Consider the following 15,174-nt stretch of genomic DNA (forward strand, 5'->3'; position numbering starts at 1 on the left):
CTTTATAATACCCCTACTAATGATAACATAACTATAAACATAGCTACGGGAGTAATATAGCGAAGAGAGAAATACCAGATTTCAAATGTGGCTCCAAGTTGAGGTTTTAAAATAGATTCTACCCTTTGTTTTTCAACTGCAAAACCTATAAAAAGAGCCATTAGTAATCCACCCATAGGCAACATTATCGCAGCCGTAATATAATCAACCCAGTCAAAAAAGTTCTTAGACCCAAAAGTCAATGCCTCTTTAAATCCGTCCACATTTGAGAGGAGGGCGATTATACCTATAAGATAAAAAAATAGACCCATTGACATAGAAGCTTTTAGTCTGCTCCATTTGAATCTGTCTATGAAGTACTGCACCATTGGCTCAACCAGTGATACCGAAGATGTAAGTCCTGCAAAAGCAAGTGCCAAAAAGAATAAAACCGCAAATATATTTCCTAAAATTCCCATCTCATAAAATGCAGCAGGTAAAGAAATAAATACAAGTCCAGGTCCTTTAGCGGGACCCGCACCGTACTGGTAAAGGAAAGTAAATAACATAAGCCCTGCTACTATAGCGATGGACGTATCTAAAAATACAACCCAAAAAGCGTTTTTAACAAGGTTTGAGTTTTTCTCCATTGAAGCAGAATAGGTCATAATAGCACCCATACCAAGACTAAGAGTAAAAAATGCATGACCTACGGCAGTTACAAATGCATTTGAATCTATTTTTGACCAATCTGCGGCGAACATAAAGTTTAGTGCTTGAGAGAATGCATCCAGACTTAAGGCATATATAAACATCCCTATAAGTATAATCATCAATGAGGGCATTAATATCATATTTATTTTTTCAATACCGCCTTTTATTCCCTTGGTTAAAACATAGGTAATCCAGGTAAACGAAACTGTATGATAAAAAAGTTGTGTCATGATATCGGTACGAAGCATGGTTGTAAATGTTTTTTCGGCTTCTTCAACAGTTGCAGGCAAGGATATGATAGATGTAACTATATAGTTGAAAATCCAGCCGATGACAACTGAATAAAATATCATTACGAACAAACCTGCCAGACCCTGAAAACCTGCAAATTTCCAAATATGTTTATGTTTGGGTGCAAGTTCTTCAAAAGAAGTTACCGTGTCTTTTCTTCCCATGTATCCTATCAGCATTTCCGCTATCATAATAGAGAATCCGATAAGCAAAACGGTAATCAAATATACAAGTACAAAAGCACCACCTCCAAACTCACCCGCTATATATGGAAATTTCCATATATTCCCCAGTCCAACGGCACTTCCCGCTGCCGCTAATATAAAGCCTATCCTACTAAACCTAGCTATTTTCATATGTAACAAATCCTTTGAATTAGGCTTATTATACAAAAAAAATAAAAGATATAAAAGAAATTCAAAAAACTATTGACATTTTAAGTATTTTTGTCTATAATTTCGCCTCATTAATCAGCATTACGTTGGTTTTTGTAACAGGTCGGGGTGTAGCTCAGTATGGTTAGAGTACTTGGTTTGGGACCAAGGGGCCGAAGGTTCGAGTCCTTTCACCCCGACCATCTTTTTTTTATGTTTAATAAGACTTATGGTGAGATTAGCTCAGCTGGTTAGAGCACTGGTTTGTGGTGCCGGGGGTCGCGGGTTCGAATCCCGTATCTCACCCCATAAATTAAATATAAAAAATAAATAATTGAAAATTAATAAATTTTTGTGGCGTCCGTGGCTCAACTGGATAGAGTTTCGGACTTCGGATCCGACGGTTATAGGTTCGAATCCTATCGGGCGCACCATTTATTTAAATGTATGCGTCCTTAGCTCAGCTGGATAGAGCAATGCCCTTCTAAGGCATCGGTCACACGTTCGAATCGTGTAGGGCGTACCACTTTATTTATGTTAAATTCTACGACGTGCGCGGATGTGGTGAAATTGGTAGACACGCCAGACTTAGGATCTGGTGCCGCAAGGTGTGGAGGTTCGAGTCCTCTCATCCGCACCATACATTCTATATATACTTCAAATCAACCAATATAACGATTAAATAGACAATTTAAGAAAACTACGAAATATTTTTTTCTAACCTATTTCTAACTTTATAATATAAAACTTTGAAAAAATACCTATCTGATGTTTCTATAGTTAGAGAGCAAAAACATCTCTAACTGCATCGCTGCACATGACTTTAATCTGTACAATTACATGGCAAACTATCATCATTCGCCTCTAAGCCACTACCCTCTTTAATAACACTGTAAGACAATTTTTTACCTACTCCAAAGAAGTTTATAAAAGGATTTTCTTCTGTAGAAATTTCTCTACCTTCTGCTTTTAAATCCCTTTGATACTTTTCTTCAATTCTTACCCACCAATCTATATTTTCGGGTGTTATATCATCATTATTAGACTGAATACTAGATAATTTTGTAGCACCTTTCATAAAACAATATACACAATTTCCAAGACTTCCATCATAAGGTAGACCTAAATCCCATTCTCTACTATCCCAAAAATCTTTTATATCTTTTTGTTCAACATTGTATTCTACTAATGGTGCATATACATGTTCATTTTTATCCCGTAAATATGCTACTGATATGTTTTCATTAGATTTGTCGTCAATTCTTTTTTTCATTTTTTCAAGCCTTAATGGCTCATCTGCCCTAAAACCAATTAGACTACAATATTCTACTATTCCTTTCTTTGTATATAGCGGTTTATTTTCAATTTGAACACTGGTATAGTCTCTAAAATTTTGTGTACTTCTAAATAAATGTCTGTTTAAAGCGTATTCTTTTTTTTCTAAGTAAATTTCTTTAGGAACACTTCCACCATGCCTCAGATGCTTTTCGTATAGTAAGTTTTTATCTATCCTACTGGACTCTCCAAAATGTCCTAATCTTACAACTGGAACATTAAATTCCTTAAATGCAAACCAATCATTTAAAAAGGCAACTGTAGTATCCATTTTCATATTCTTAGTACATGTTCTACCACTTAACAAACTTGGTAAGTACCCTTGCCATGAAATTAGCTCTTCAAAAATTTCTCCCTTTGAATGATAACCATTAGGGTTAGTCTCAGAATATGGTTTATTATTTACTAGTTTATAAGTAGAAAATCTATCATATGTACCATTTCTACAACTTTCATATGTCTGAAACTCAACTAAGAAAAAAGGAATGTTATATTTACTCTCACATCTTCTTTTACATTCCATCACAAAGTCATATGTCTTATGATGTTCGGCTGATGTATTATTAAAAACAATTACATCTCCCCTATCAGCATCTAACAAACCATTTTCTAATAATGAAAAAAGTAAAGCTCCACTCGACCTACCACCAGAAAACTTAACTACATGAGGAACTGATTTATGATATTCCTCTACATAATACGATTCAATTTTTATCATTCAATAAGGCTTTGTATAATTTTTTTATTTTCAATCGGACTCAAACTACCCATTCCTCTCCATGTCGACTCAATACCAATTTTTGCGATGATATCTTTAAACTTTTGTGTTTTTGTAATTGATTTCTCCATGATATATAAGAAGAAACCATCTCTAATACTCTTATCTGCTACAACTGTTAATTTTCCACTCATACTTTCTACTAATGCGTTGTAGTTGGATTTATTTTCACTTAAATAATTATATGTGACTTGTTCTTTTATACCTGTTTCTCTTTCAATTTCTTTAGCTAAATGCATTCTCCACCAAGCAACTGCAAACGGAACATCTTGCATTATTCCTTTAATCCCTCTATTTCCAATCCATCCAAACATATGCCGCAGAATAGCATTAGATACTTCAGTTAAACCACTGTTATCTCCATCAGATGAAAGTCTTAAAGCTTCTATAATATTATTTCTCCCATTTTTATTATTTTTAAAAAAAGCTAAAAAGTGTGGTTCAATAATATCATTTTCAATTAGTTGATATGTGATTGACAACCATTTTATAGGCTTGATAGCATCTATGGAAGTAAAGCTTTGTTTTTGTAATGTTTTCCACAGAATAGGACAATGGTATTTTACATGAATTTGCTGAAATTCATCTTCACTTAGTCTTTCTCTAAAAGCTGAAAAGTTTATTTCATTTAGTAAATCATCTTTGTGAAAATACTCATTTAAATAGGATAAAAACTCTTTTTTTGATAATGCAGATTTTAATAACTTTATAGATTCTTCTTTATTCTTAGTTATTTTTTTTAACTTTTTTAATGCGTCATTCATTATCTTCTCCTACTGGTAAAATATGAGGTAAAAAGTAACAAGCTACTTTATTTGGGTCAAACTCATCCTTATCTTTCCAAGTTTTTAAACCAACTTGTTCTAATTGAAATTCGATACCTTTAAAATTGGTATAACTATCAAAATCTCCACTTCTATATTGCTTTTCTAATTCCATAAAGCCTACACATAATATATGCGTTATTATGCTTCTCCTATGAGCATCTCTATTAGAAGCTCTTTGCATTGATTCAAATAATGTTGGTTCCATATTTGCGATAAACTTTCCACCTTCATCAGAATCTAAACTTACATCGAAACTATATTTAACATTTTCATTCTTTTGAATCGTCAATAAATCACTTGCTGTACTTTCTAATTCTCTCCAGCCATCTCTAGCAATTATAGAACCTTTTAAAAGTTGAATTGATACACCATCCCAAAATCCATCTAAACCCATTTTTTGCGATTCTAGAGTTATCTCTCTATCTTCTCCAATATAAACAATGCCACAAAAAAAACTTTGAGTTTCAAAGGTTGTTTGTAATGGTATTTTTTGCTTAACATGCAAAGGATTTCCATTAATCTTTTCCGCTTCATCTATGGTTTCTCTATACATTGAAGATTTCAAAACAACAGTTGTAATAAATTTTGCCTCTCCTGATTCAATCAATTGTGTAATTAAATTATTTCCACTTATCTTATGTTCTAAAACAATATAATTACTTCTTTCAACATCTAATTGGGATACTTCATACAAACAATCTTCATTGTAATCATATCTATCTGCTTCTAAAACTGGAAAAGAATAAGAATTCGTTAATGTATTCATTTGCTATCCTTTTTTAATGCACTATTCAAAAATTCATAATCAATAGAGTAATTACCTTTAATATTTGTTTCATAATCTATCACTAAATCTAAATATTCCCCTCTATCTACTTTACCTACATCAACCGTATCATTATTAATAACTTGACATTTCTTCCCATTACAATATGTATCTTTTATTATTAATCTTTCTGACATACTATAGGTATCACACGTTGGGTCAGTTCCATCATCTAACCTTAGAGACAATAGAAGGTTTGTAGCATTTTTATCCATAGTAAACTTCACATATGCCTGCTGTTTTTTTGGATTGTGGCGTGTTCCCATTTTCCCTACTCCATCAAATGGGTTTCCTACTCTTCTTTTTTCCTGACTCTTTTCCTTTACCCCCTTACCATCTTCTACTTTCCCTGAACCACCATCAACAGCTATTTTCTTTGCCTTAACTTTGGTAACCTTTGGAGCTTTTCTTTCATTCTTCCTTTTTGCTTTTGCGTCTCCAATCATAGGGATTGATAGTTCTGGAATACTTACATCAAAAGAATCACTATCGTTTTTATCTATTATCGACATTAAAAATGATTTAACTTCTTCTAATGCACTTTGAAGTCTTTTTCTTTTTTCTTTACCTGATTTATCATTAGGAAACCTATTTAGCTTTAAATCCATATGTAGATTTCCTTCTGCTCCTTTAATTAAAGCTGATAACTCAGTATCTCGTTGTGGTAGAATCAATGCACTAAATGGTTTATTTCCACTAAAAGAACCCACGTTCAATGGTGTTGGTATTGAATCATTAATCCACATACCATTTCGACAAAGTGCTAACTTTGTATTGGTGTCAGATTCTAAATAATAAACTTTTACATCCCCTTCTTTCGTTGCTATTAGCTGTTGATGTCCTTTATACAACAGTTTATAAAACCTTTCAGATGTTTGATATATAGGATTACTTTTTTCATTTTTAGTTTCGTGAAATATTCTTTCTAAACTATCCTCATTTATAGATACTAAATCATCATCCCATACTATATCTACTTTCAAATGCTTCTCTGAAATAGCAACAAAAAAATTCCTTATTATTGAACTTGACATTAAATTCAAAATAGCTTCTTTTTCAGGATTTTCCTTACCAAAGAAGTTGAATCCAACCATTGCTACAACTGCTCCAGAACCTTCAAGATGGGATAACTCTTTTGAAATTATATTTGGTATTAACCCATCTTTTAAAAAGATGTCATTCTCTTCTATAATTGGTTCATCTTCTGTCCTTAAAAAACCAGCCCCATTTTTTAAAGTTCCATCATTTCTGTGAGTTCGTAAAAGTGCTTGACCTGAACAAATTATTTGTCCATCATCTGATTTTCCACCGTAAAGAACATATCGTAAATTAGATATATTAAATGCTGAAAAGTGCCCATTACCATATGAACCACCTGAATTCATTGGGTCACTTTTTTTACTAATGCCATCACTCAATATACTTACTAAAGTTTCTTGATTAAATCCTATACCGTTATCTATAACATACATAATCGGTATTGTGTCTTTTGAGAGCTCTTCCTGAATAGCAGACAAAATGTTTTCTTCTTGGCTGGATAGCTCTTCTTTTTCGATTGCTTCAATCGCATCATTGTATTCAGAAATACCAGGTATCTCACTTTTATTTATAGTATCAATGACAATCTTTACTTGAGCTTCTTTTTTCTTTGCATCGTCAATTGCTGAATCAAAAGAGTTCTGTAATAATTCGCGAATAATAACGGAAGCATCTTTATCGTTTGATGCTGATATAGACGCATTTGTTAATCCACTTTGGCTATCTGCTCTACTAAAAATTAATTTTCCACTATCCATAAATTTCCTTTTTAAAATTTGAAATCAAACATATCATCTTTGCTTGATGATTCAAATCTTTTTTTTACATTTTTCACTGCATCTTCTAAAGAAGTAATAATTTTCTTTACTTCTTTATCCGTATATTCATAGTTGTTTTTATTACTTAAATTACCAACCAAGTGAATCATATGCAAGGCCTTTTGCATTCGTGATTCTGCTAATGATATAAACTTTTCTTTTTTACTCATTAGAAACCTCTTTTATATGTAAATATAGCAGTATATACATATATATATAATATTTTTATTAAAAATACTATATTTTTAATATATAGTTATATATTTATTTTTTTTAATATATAGCATTTTTTTATAATATAGTTTATATATAATTAATTATTTCTTTTATATGCTAATATATTAAGTGTTTAATTTGCAACATATATTGTTTAATCAAATATTTAGTCTCCAAAAACAGAATAATTTCCTCAATAACTTCTTCTTTCAGAGGTTGTTTATTGATAAATTAGATTATTATTCAACAAAGTTAAAAGCTAAAAAATCTCGCTTAGTAGGTGCATCAATATATCTTACTCATGAGGCAATTCAAAAAGATTTAGATGGTAGGATTGAAAAGTTGATGAAAGTATTCGTCATCAATGACGGAAGTGACTAAGTTTCCGCTTTTTTTAATCCATTGGAGATAATGATTTTCATCTTATCACAATCAGCTTCCATACAATCAATAGAAGCGGTAATAAAATCATTGTTTTGTAAAGTTTGTTGATAATCGATATATTCATATCCATTATAGGTAACAATCATATCAAAGAAAAGTCTGAGAGACCGTCCATTGCCTTCATTAAATGGGTGTAGAACTATCAATTCACACATATAATAAGAGAGTTTTTGAGCAAATTCATCTTTTTTTGAAACATCTTCAAAGTCTCTTAGGTAGTTATCATTTTTGAGTTTTGTAAATATCTCTTTTGAGAATGTGTCTAGGTTCATGTATGGGCAGAACATACTCTCACTCTTAGAAATATTTACACTTCTGTATTGCCCACCCCATTCAAATAATGATGAAAATATTGAACGATGAATTTTACAAAGATACACTTCATCAAAAACTGTATTTTCATCTAGTTCATTGTGAAGCTGGTGATAGGCTTCAACTAAAAGCTCTTTTTCAATCTCTGTGATAACTTCTAAATCTTTGATGTTGAGTTTATTGATTGGAACATCACTATCTTCATAGTAGATGTGGTTTGATGGCGGGTAGTATTTCATTTATTTTAATAGAGAAAGATACTGTTTAACTTTTTTCAATACTTCTTTATCTTTAGACGGTTTGTAACCCTCTATTTGATTTGATACAGTAGCAGTTTTGATGGCTTTTTGTTGTGAATACGGTGGTTTACTCATAAATTAACTCCTACTTTTATAATTCTCAATTATATCAAAACTATGATTTATAGTATATAAAATATGGATAATTAAGGTGTCGAATACTATCATTCCATATGGAAAATATTAGTGAGAAACTTATGGGAAACTCTAAACTACCCACACTTACGGGGTTTGATGGAATTCAGTATCCTCTCATCCGCACCATCCCCTTTAAAAATCTTTTAAAACCAGTATTCTTATTTAAGTAAATGTTCCAAAGACTTTTCTATTGTTTTATATTTAAATTCAAAACCTGAATTCTCAAGTGCTTTAGGATATACCTCTTTAGAATCCGTCAATACACTCGAAGCTTCTCCGAAAATAAGTTTTAAAACAAAAGTCGGTATCGGAAAAACTGTCGGACGATTTAATGTTTTACCTAAAGCTTTTGTAAACTCATAATTACTTACGGGCTTTGGCGCAGTTGCATTAAAAATACCGGTAAGTTTATTTTCACTCAAATATAAATAGATGTTTACCAAATCATCTATATCTATCCAGCTTGTCATCATTTTTCCGTTTCCTATAGTACCGCCCAAGCCAAGTTTAAAAGGTGTCAGCATCTGTTTTAGTGCCCCGCCTTCTTTACCTAAAATAACTCCAAAACGTACTATTGCAGTTTTTTTATTGCATTTTAGAGCTTCGGCTTCCCATTCTTTAGTAAGTGAAGCTAAAAAATCATCTCCGTAGCTTTGAAAACTTTCATCGTATTTTGCGTCATTTGGATATGCGCCGATGGCTGAAGTAGATATGAAGTAACCCACATCACTTTTATTTATTGCATTGACGAGTTTTTTTGTAGTATCTATGCGACTTGATACAAGAGTTTTTTTATACTCTTCATTCCACTTTTTTATTATAGGTGCACCCGCAAGATTAAAAACTGCATCTACGTCTTTAAGCTTTTCTAAAATATCATCTTCGTTGTCATTACGATCTATAATTATATAGTCGTTAAACTCTTTAATCAGGTGTGAGGCGACAAAACCACTTGCCCCTGTTAGTGCGACTTTCATCCTACACCTCCGTAATTTATATTTTTTTATTTAAGAATATGAAATATTATATTAACAATTTTATTAAAGTTGGCATTAGTATATTACTTAATAAGTTTTTTTAACTATGACAACACTCGGTATATCCGAGAAAAACATAAGATGATGTAAAGTTGTTTAGGGATAAAATTATTATATGGAAATTGAAAAACTTATAGAAGAAAAAAACTTAAAATTAACTTCTGCCCGCAAGGAGCTTTTAGAAATATTTTTCAGTGCTAAAAAACCTCTTTCATTTGAAGATGTAAAAGATAAAGTTAGTATGGATAAAGCTACTTTTTACAGAAATATTTCAAAGTTTGAAAGTGAATCCATTTTAAAGAGTTTTGAGTCAAACGACAAAAAAAGATATTATGAGCTTCAAAAATCTCCACATACCCATTTTATTTGTAATATTTGTAATAATATAGAGTGTATCGACAATCTTTTTGATGTAAGAATAGATGGTTATATTATTGAAGATCTGATTCTAAAAGGCGTATGCAAAAAATGTAAAACATAACTACTTTTCAATTTTTTTACGCCAAAACTGCACAAGAAAAGCAGTTATTAAAACCAATGCACCCATTATAGATACGGCATATAATGTTCCGCTTGTACCGCCTGTAAAAGGTAAAGAACTAGTGTTCATACCAAAAAAACCTACAATTAAATTCAGCGGAAGAAAAATTGCAGATATTATGGTTAATATATATATCATTTTATTCATTTTATCGTTGGATTTAGCATTATAAAAACTATAAAGATAATCTAACTTAGATAACTGAAGCGTAGCAGAACGCATCGTTCTTTCTATATGTTCGTGTAAATCCATATAATGGTTTATGGGAAAAGTTTCATCATGTTCATAATAGTCTATAAAGTTTTCTATAGTGTTTGAAGTTTTTAAAAGTATCCGTTCTATTTTTAAGATTTCAAGTTTTAACTCCAGCCATACATTCATAAAATTTTCTTTTATCTTATTTTCGTATAGAAGTTCTTCTATCTCCGATATTCTGTCTTGATAGTTTATAAACGATTTTAACATTTTGTCTATATTTTTATCTAGTAATTTATAAGGTTCTTCAAAACGACTTTTTAACTCTTCAAAATTGTTTTGTGTTTTGTTAAAAAAATAACTTTTCTCTTTGGTAATTATAAAACCAAATGATTTTGTTCCAAGTTCTTTTGCAATAACGGGTATGCGTATAATCAGCATATCATAATCATCGTTTTCATCAAAAATTGAGGGGTGCAGTTGGTTTTTTAAATCTTCTAAGTGCAAAGAATCAATTAGGTTTTCAATATTTTGCATATCTATACTTTATTATTTTGTTTCATATTAACATCAAGCTGAGGGAACGGGATGCTGATGTTATTGGCTCTAAGTGCATTATATATCAGTATTAAAAAATCAGATTTCAAAGGGATGTTTTTTTGTTTAGGGTCTCTATTTACCCATACGATTAGTTCCAAATCGACACTGCTGTTGTTCATAAGCGTCATTCTTACATCTGGATTTTTATCCTCATCGCCTCTTATAAAGTTCAAGTCACTTTTTTGCAGTGCATCCAAAACAACTGATTTCACATCTTGAATTTCAGTATCATAAGCTACGCCAAAAGGTATGTGGAGTCGTCTTATTCTATCTTCGAGGGTTAAATTTATAACATTGTTTTGAATAAAAGAGGAGTTTGGTACAATAATGTCTATGTTGTCAAAAGTTTTTATAGTAGTTGAGCGTATTCGCATATCCGTAACCGTACCGCTCAAAGTATCGTTTATCTCTATAATATCTCCGATTCTAATGGTACGCTCAAACATTAAAATAATGCCCGCTATCAAGTTTGATACAACCGTCTGTAAGCCAAAACCTATACCTATGGATAAAGCACCCGCAATGAGGGATAATGATTTTAAGTCTATACCTATACTTCTAAATGCACTCATAAAGAAAATAAGAATAATTATATAGTACCCGATGTTTGATATAAGACGGATACTCATCATACTCATATCTTTATATTTTTTAGTAATTTTTAAAATCCATTTTTTATAAATAAAACCGAGCAAAAAACCTGCCAGTACATACAAAAGAGCTTTTATTAAATTGGATAAGCTGATAGGTTTTTCATTAAATACAAAAAGAGACGACTCAAAAAAATCTTTAGCTTGGGAAGTTATATCCGAAGAAGCAAAAAGATGCGTGGAAAAAAATAAAATACTAAAAAAAACATATTTCATAATATACTTTTGAGAACTACTTTTATTCTTCATCGTTTACTGCCTTTGTAGAAGCTTTTGAGTTTTTTAATTTTATATTCTTATCTAAAGTATATATTTGAAGTAATTTTACACAAAGCTCACTTCTAATTTTAGAAACATCTTTAAAATTTACTTCATAAGATATAAGACATATGATACCCGTTTTTAGATTATTAAGCGTAAAAGTAATTGTATGGTCTATGTTTAAGCTATCAAGTAACTCTCGGGTAACTTTTTTTATATCTTCAAAATTATTATCCGCAGAAAATTCAAACTCTATTAAATCATTTATCAAGCCGTTTTTCTTTTTAGAATAATTATAAAAAACTTTAGTAAAAACATAGCTGTTTGGTATATATATGGTTCTACCTACATTCCTGACTTCTTTTAAATTGCTATAATCTTCAATCTCGTTTAATTTAATTTTCATAAGCGAAATATCTTGTATATCTCCTATAGTATGTTTTGTTTCAAACTGTACCATAACCCTGTCGCCTATTCTTAGCATATTGCTGAAAAATATATAAATGGAAGCGACGATATTTAAGATAATTTCTCTAAGAGCTATTGTTAATGCCGCTGCTACAACACTTAAAAATGTAATAACGTAGATAAAATCTTCCATATATCTCATAATTAAAGACAAAAAAATCATTATATAAAATATGATTGATATAGTCTTTTTGTATATCCCACTCGGATCTTTTTTAAATTTGTATTCCCAAGATAGATATATCATAAAAAATACTCTATATAAGATATATACAATTATTAATACTACGAAAGTAATAATATGCTTTTGTAATTTTTCTTGATAATACTCTTCATACTTTTTATCAAGTTCATCTTTTGTATCGAGTAAGTTAAAATATGTTTTATTTATATTGTCAAAAAATTCATCAAAATATCTTATATCATCTTGGGAAACAATGCCGTTTTGGTTTTTCTTATGATAATTTTTTAAAAGTGAAAAAGCTTTATTAAACTCATTTTTCATAAAAATAAGTTTTTCAATTTGTTTATTTAGTGTTTTTTTTGAGTTTTTGTATATATAATCATAAGCCGTTATTTCCGGTATATTAAATTTATAAGCTAAAAGCAGATTATTAAAACTTTTATTTTTTTCATAAAGAGATAATTTTGATTTTTGTATCTCAAGTCTTCTATTTAAATTCTCTAAAATATGAGTGTTTTTTGTATTGTTTTTTATTTTTTGTTCTATCTTAACAATATTGTTAATGGTAATATAATAATTTTTATTATTTATAAAAGTTTTAATCCATATGTTTTTACTGTCAAATATATTTTTTGAAATATCAGCGTCATCTGAATTTAGTGACGAAGTTAGTAAAAAAAAGATAAAAATTATTTTAAAGTATTTCATTTAATATCCTCTTGATTAATATTTATATACTCACAATCTTCTATAGCATCTTCACAAAAATAAAGTATTTTTTTATTTGCAACTTTTAACTGATTAAAGTTTGCTATATGAAACACTGCATCCCCTTCTTGAATAAGAGGAATTTTGGTCTTTCCTATTATTACTCCGTCATAAGGAGCAGTTAACTTATAAATGTTTTGATCATCCAAAGGCTCGTTTATATAAGCGATAGTTTCACCTTCTTTGACAGTATCGCCCAAATCTTTTAGAGTTCTTAGAATTCCGCTTTGGGTGGCTCTTAGCCAACTGCTGTTTCTCGCAACTAAAGGTATGATTTTTCTTTTTCCTGTTTTTGAAGATTTTGGCAGCATCTCATTTGCTCTAAGAACATTTACAATACCTTTAACACCTATTCGGATGCTTTGTTCATCAAACCTAAGTGCTTCGCCTGCTTCGTATAAAAGTATAGGTACGCCTTTTTCTTGTGCGACTGAACGAAGTGAACCGTCCCTTAATTCTGAGTGAAGAACGACAGGTGCTTCAAAAGCTTTTGCAAGTCTAAAAGTATTTTCATCATCAATATTTGTTCTAATTTGAGGTAGGTTTGATTTATGTATAGATGCAGTATGCAAATCTATTCCCAAATCGCATTTTAATACAATCTCATCAAAAAATATTTTTGCAATCCTGCTGGTAAGCGAACCTTCCGAAGTTCCCGGAAAATATCTGTTTAAATCCCTTCTATCTGGCAGGTAACGCGAAAGATTCATAACGCCGTAAATATTTACTATCGGAACTAAGATAATGTTTCCACGAAGCTTGTTTAATATTTTTAAATTTCTAAATCTTCTTATAATTTCTATACCGTTAAGTTCGTCTCCGTGGATAGCCGCACTTATAAAAATAGTCGGTCCGTCTTCTTTACCGCGTATTACCCTTATAGGTAGTTTAGTAGGCGTATTGTAAAGTTTAGGCAGTTCTATATTTATTGTTTTTTTTGTTCCTTTTTGAATTTTTATACCGTTAATAATAAATTCATTTGCGTATAAAAAACTAAAACAAAAAATAATAACAAGTAAAGTTTTCATAATCTATTCAATAATCTCTTCATTGTTTAATTCGTAAAATTCACTTTGCTCAATAGCATCTTCACTAAAGTACTCCAACTTTTTATCGGCTACTTCAAGGTTTTTAAAATTAGCTATATGAAATACTGCATCCCCTTCTTGAATAAGAGGGATTTCTGATTTTCCTATGATTATACCGTCATAAGGTGATAGTATTTCAAAACTCTCATCACCTAAAGGCTCATCAATGTATGCGATAACTTCATTTTCATAAACGGTCTCACCAAGTGCCTTTATGGTTCTTAGCATCCCACTCTCAATAGAGCGTATCCATTTACTTGTTTTAGTGATTATAGGTGTTTTGGCAACTTTTTTGTTTGGTGTTTTTGGCAGCATCTCGTTTGCTCTTAAAACATTTACAATACCTTTAACACCTATTCGGATGCTTTGTTCATCAAACCTAAGTGCTTCGCCTGCTTCGTATAGAAGTATAGGTACGCCTTTTTCTTGTGCGACTGAACGAAGTGAACCGTCCCTTAATTCTGAGTGAAGAACTACAGGTGCTTCAAAAGCTTTTGCAAGTCTAAAAGTATTTTCATCATCAATATTTGTTCTAATTTGAGGTAGGTTTGATTTATGTATAGATGCAGTATGCAAATCTATTCCCAAATCGCATTTTAATACAATCTCATCAAAAAATATTTTTGCAACCCTGCTGGCTAGCGAACCTTTGGAACTTCCGGGAAAACTTCTGTTTAAATCCCTTCTATCTGGCAGGTAACGCGAAAGATTCATCATTCCATATACATTTACGACAGGTACGAGAATCAAAGTGCCTCTTAGTTTTTTTAGAATATTTAGTTTTCTAAGCCTTCTAATAATTTCTATACCGTTAAGTTCGTCCCCGTGTATAGCTGCACTTATAAATACAGTCGGTCCGTTTCTTTTTCCTCTAATTACCCTTATAGGTAGTTTGGTAGGCGTATTGTAAAGTTTAGGCAGTTCTATATCTATTTTTGTATTTGTCCCTTTTAGTACTTCATAACCACCTAAAAAAAACTTTTCAGCCGGCAT

Annotated in this window: 15 protein-coding genes and 5 tRNA genes; 6 read left to right on the plus strand and 14 right to left on the minus strand. The window is 30.9% G+C overall.

What is annotated here, in order from left to right; translation table 11 throughout:
- Nucleotides 1–2: 2 nt before the first annotated feature.
- On the minus strand, nucleotides 3–1,340 hold the full coding sequence (locus FJR48_RS01100) for a sodium-dependent transporter (protein WP_152306339.1): 1,338 nt from the start codon (nucleotides 1,338–1,340) through the stop codon (nucleotides 3–5).
- Between the two features lie 143 nt (nucleotides 1,341–1,483).
- Here FJR48_RS01100 and FJR48_RS01105 point away from each other — a divergent pair.
- The 5 genes from FJR48_RS01105 to FJR48_RS01125 all read left to right on the plus strand — a co-directional run bounded on the left by FJR48_RS01105 (nucleotide 1,484) and on the right by FJR48_RS01125 (nucleotide 1,998).
- Nucleotides 1,484–1,561 (plus strand) — tRNA-Pro (locus FJR48_RS01105).
- Nucleotides 1,562–1,590: 29 nt separating this feature from the next.
- Nucleotides 1,591–1,667 (plus strand) — tRNA-His (locus FJR48_RS01110).
- A gap of 48 nt (nucleotides 1,668–1,715) precedes the next feature.
- A tRNA-Arg gene (locus FJR48_RS01115) sits at nucleotides 1,716–1,792 on the plus strand.
- Between the two features lie 15 nt (nucleotides 1,793–1,807).
- Nucleotides 1,808–1,884 (plus strand) — tRNA-Arg (locus FJR48_RS01120).
- A gap of 29 nt (nucleotides 1,885–1,913) precedes the next feature.
- Nucleotides 1,914–1,998 (plus strand) — tRNA-Leu (locus tag FJR48_RS01125).
- Nucleotides 1,999–2,181: 183 nt separating this feature from the next.
- Here the strand turns inward: FJR48_RS01125 and FJR48_RS01130 are convergent.
- The 8 genes from FJR48_RS01130 to FJR48_RS01160 all read right to left on the minus strand — a co-directional run bounded on the left by FJR48_RS01130 (nucleotide 2,182) and on the right by FJR48_RS01160 (nucleotide 9,366).
- Nucleotides 2,182–3,411, minus strand: a complete 1,230-nt coding sequence (locus tag FJR48_RS01130) for an adenine nucleotide alpha hydrolase family protein (RefSeq protein WP_152306340.1) — start codon at nucleotides 3,409–3,411, stop codon at nucleotides 2,182–2,184.
- Nucleotides 3,408–4,235 (minus strand): hypothetical protein, encoded by an 828-nt coding sequence (locus tag FJR48_RS01135; protein WP_152306341.1) that lies wholly within the window; start codon nucleotides 4,233–4,235, stop codon nucleotides 3,408–3,410. Before FJR48_RS01135 ends, FJR48_RS01130 begins: the two co-directional genes overlap by 4 nt.
- Nucleotides 4,228–5,064, minus strand: a complete 837-nt coding sequence (locus tag FJR48_RS01140; protein ID WP_152306342.1) for a hypothetical protein — start codon at nucleotides 5,062–5,064, stop codon at nucleotides 4,228–4,230. The genes FJR48_RS01135 and FJR48_RS01140 overlap by 8 nt, the downstream gene beginning before the upstream one ends.
- Nucleotides 5,061–6,920 carry a hypothetical protein gene (locus FJR48_RS01145; protein WP_152306343.1) on the minus strand — a complete coding sequence of 620 codons (1,860 nt, stop codon included), beginning with the start codon at nucleotides 6,918–6,920 and terminating at the stop codon, nucleotides 5,061–5,063. The genes FJR48_RS01140 and FJR48_RS01145 overlap by 4 nt, the downstream gene beginning before the upstream one ends.
- Before the next feature lie 11 nt (nucleotides 6,921–6,931).
- A complete protein-coding gene (locus FJR48_RS01150) occupies nucleotides 6,932–7,150 on the minus strand; it encodes a hypothetical protein (protein WP_152306344.1) in 219 nt (72 codons plus the stop codon).
- A gap of 423 nt (nucleotides 7,151–7,573) precedes the next feature.
- Nucleotides 7,574–8,191 carry a Fic/DOC family protein gene (locus FJR48_RS01155; RefSeq protein ID WP_152306345.1) on the minus strand — a complete coding sequence of 206 codons (618 nt, stop codon included), beginning with the start codon at nucleotides 8,189–8,191 and terminating at the stop codon, nucleotides 7,574–7,576.
- Complete coding sequence (locus FJR48_RS12415; RefSeq protein ID WP_277872379.1) at nucleotides 8,192–8,326, minus strand: hypothetical protein; 135 nt, start codon at nucleotides 8,324–8,326, stop codon at nucleotides 8,192–8,194.
- 221 nt (nucleotides 8,327–8,547) lie between these two features.
- Nucleotides 8,548–9,366, minus strand: coding sequence for a TIGR01777 family oxidoreductase (locus tag FJR48_RS01160; RefSeq protein ID WP_152306346.1), 819 nt, complete (start codon nucleotides 9,364–9,366; stop codon nucleotides 8,548–8,550).
- A 175-nt stretch (nucleotides 9,367–9,541) separates the two neighbouring features.
- On the opposite strand from FJR48_RS01160, the gene FJR48_RS01165 reads away from it, so the two are divergent.
- The gene (locus FJR48_RS01165; protein WP_152306347.1) at nucleotides 9,542–9,907 is read left to right on the plus strand and encodes a Fur family transcriptional regulator; all 366 of its coding nucleotides are present in this window, start codon (nucleotides 9,542–9,544) and stop codon (nucleotides 9,905–9,907) included.
- Here the strand turns inward: FJR48_RS01165 and FJR48_RS01170 are convergent, their stop codons facing one another.
- The 5 genes from FJR48_RS01170 to FJR48_RS01190 are packed head-to-tail and all read right to left on the minus strand — an operon-like array spanning nucleotide 9,908 to nucleotide 15,174.
- Nucleotides 9,908–10,699, minus strand: a complete 792-nt coding sequence (locus tag FJR48_RS01170) for a magnesium transporter CorA family protein (protein ID WP_152306348.1) — start codon at nucleotides 10,697–10,699, stop codon at nucleotides 9,908–9,910.
- Nucleotides 10,700–10,701: 2 nt separating this feature from the next.
- The gene (locus tag FJR48_RS01175; RefSeq protein ID WP_152306349.1) at nucleotides 10,702–11,661 is read right to left on the minus strand and encodes a mechanosensitive ion channel family protein; all 960 of its coding nucleotides are present in this window, start codon (nucleotides 11,659–11,661) and stop codon (nucleotides 10,702–10,704) included.
- Complete coding sequence (locus FJR48_RS01180; protein ID WP_152306350.1) at nucleotides 11,651–13,033, minus strand: mechanosensitive ion channel family protein; 1,383 nt, start codon at nucleotides 13,031–13,033, stop codon at nucleotides 11,651–11,653. Before FJR48_RS01180 ends, FJR48_RS01175 begins: the two co-directional genes overlap by 11 nt.
- Complete coding sequence (locus FJR48_RS01185; RefSeq protein WP_188108594.1) at nucleotides 13,030–14,121, minus strand: succinylglutamate desuccinylase/aspartoacylase family protein; 1,092 nt, start codon at nucleotides 14,119–14,121, stop codon at nucleotides 13,030–13,032. Before FJR48_RS01185 ends, FJR48_RS01180 begins: the two co-directional genes overlap by 4 nt.
- 3 nt (nucleotides 14,122–14,124) lie before the next feature.
- Complete coding sequence (locus FJR48_RS01190; protein ID WP_188108595.1) at nucleotides 14,125–15,174, minus strand: succinylglutamate desuccinylase/aspartoacylase family protein; 1,050 nt, start codon at nucleotides 15,172–15,174, stop codon at nucleotides 14,125–14,127.

Source organism: Sulfurimonas lithotrophica (assembly GCF_009258225.1).
GTDB lineage: Bacteria > Campylobacterota > Campylobacteria > Campylobacterales > Sulfurimonadaceae > Sulfurimonas > Sulfurimonas lithotrophica.

Bases quoted from the DNA above. Each gene is read 5' to 3' on its own strand.
- FJR48_RS01175 (WP_152306349.1), bottom strand. From the start codon at position 11,661: ATGAAGAATAAAAGTAGTTCTCAAAAGTATATTATGAAATATGTTTTT.
- FJR48_RS01180 (WP_152306350.1), bottom strand. From the start codon at position 13,033: ATGAAATACTTTAAAATAATTTTTATCTTTTTTTTACTAACTTCGTCA.
- FJR48_RS01100 (WP_152306339.1), bottom strand. From the start codon at position 1,340: ATGAAAATAGCTAGGTTTAGTAGGATAGGCTTTATATTAGCGGCAGCG.
- FJR48_RS01140 (WP_152306342.1), bottom strand. From the start codon at position 5,064: ATGAATACATTAACGAATTCTTATTCTTTTCCAGTTTTAGAAGCAGAT.
- FJR48_RS12415 (WP_277872379.1), bottom strand. From the start codon at position 8,326: ATGAGTAAACCACCGTATTCACAACAAAAAGCCATCAAAACTGCTACT.
- FJR48_RS01155 (WP_152306345.1), bottom strand. From the start codon at position 8,191: ATGAAATACTACCCGCCATCAAACCACATCTACTATGAAGATAGTGAT.
- FJR48_RS01165 (WP_152306347.1), top strand. From the start codon at position 9,542: ATGGAAATTGAAAAACTTATAGAAGAAAAAAACTTAAAATTAACTTCT.
- FJR48_RS01185 (WP_188108594.1), bottom strand. From the start codon at position 14,121: ATGAAAACTTTACTTGTTATTATTTTTTGTTTTAGTTTTTTATACGCA.
- FJR48_RS01130 (WP_152306340.1), bottom strand. From the start codon at position 3,411: ATGATAAAAATTGAATCGTATTATGTAGAGGAATATCATAAATCAGTT.
- FJR48_RS01135 (WP_152306341.1), bottom strand. From the start codon at position 4,235: ATGAATGACGCATTAAAAAAGTTAAAAAAAATAACTAAGAATAAAGAA.
- FJR48_RS01160 (WP_152306346.1), bottom strand. From the start codon at position 9,366: ATGAAAGTCGCACTAACAGGGGCAAGTGGTTTTGTCGCCTCACACCTG.
- FJR48_RS01145 (WP_152306343.1), bottom strand. From the start codon at position 6,920: ATGGATAGTGGAAAATTAATTTTTAGTAGAGCAGATAGCCAAAGTGGA.
- FJR48_RS01190 (WP_188108595.1), bottom strand. From the start codon at position 15,174: ATGCCGGCTGAAAAGTTTTTTTTAGGTGGTTATGAAGTACTAAAAGGG.
- FJR48_RS01150 (WP_152306344.1), bottom strand. From the start codon at position 7,150: ATGAGTAAAAAAGAAAAGTTTATATCATTAGCAGAATCACGAATGCAA.
- FJR48_RS01170 (WP_152306348.1), bottom strand. From the start codon at position 10,699: ATGCAAAATATTGAAAACCTAATTGATTCTTTGCACTTAGAAGATTTA.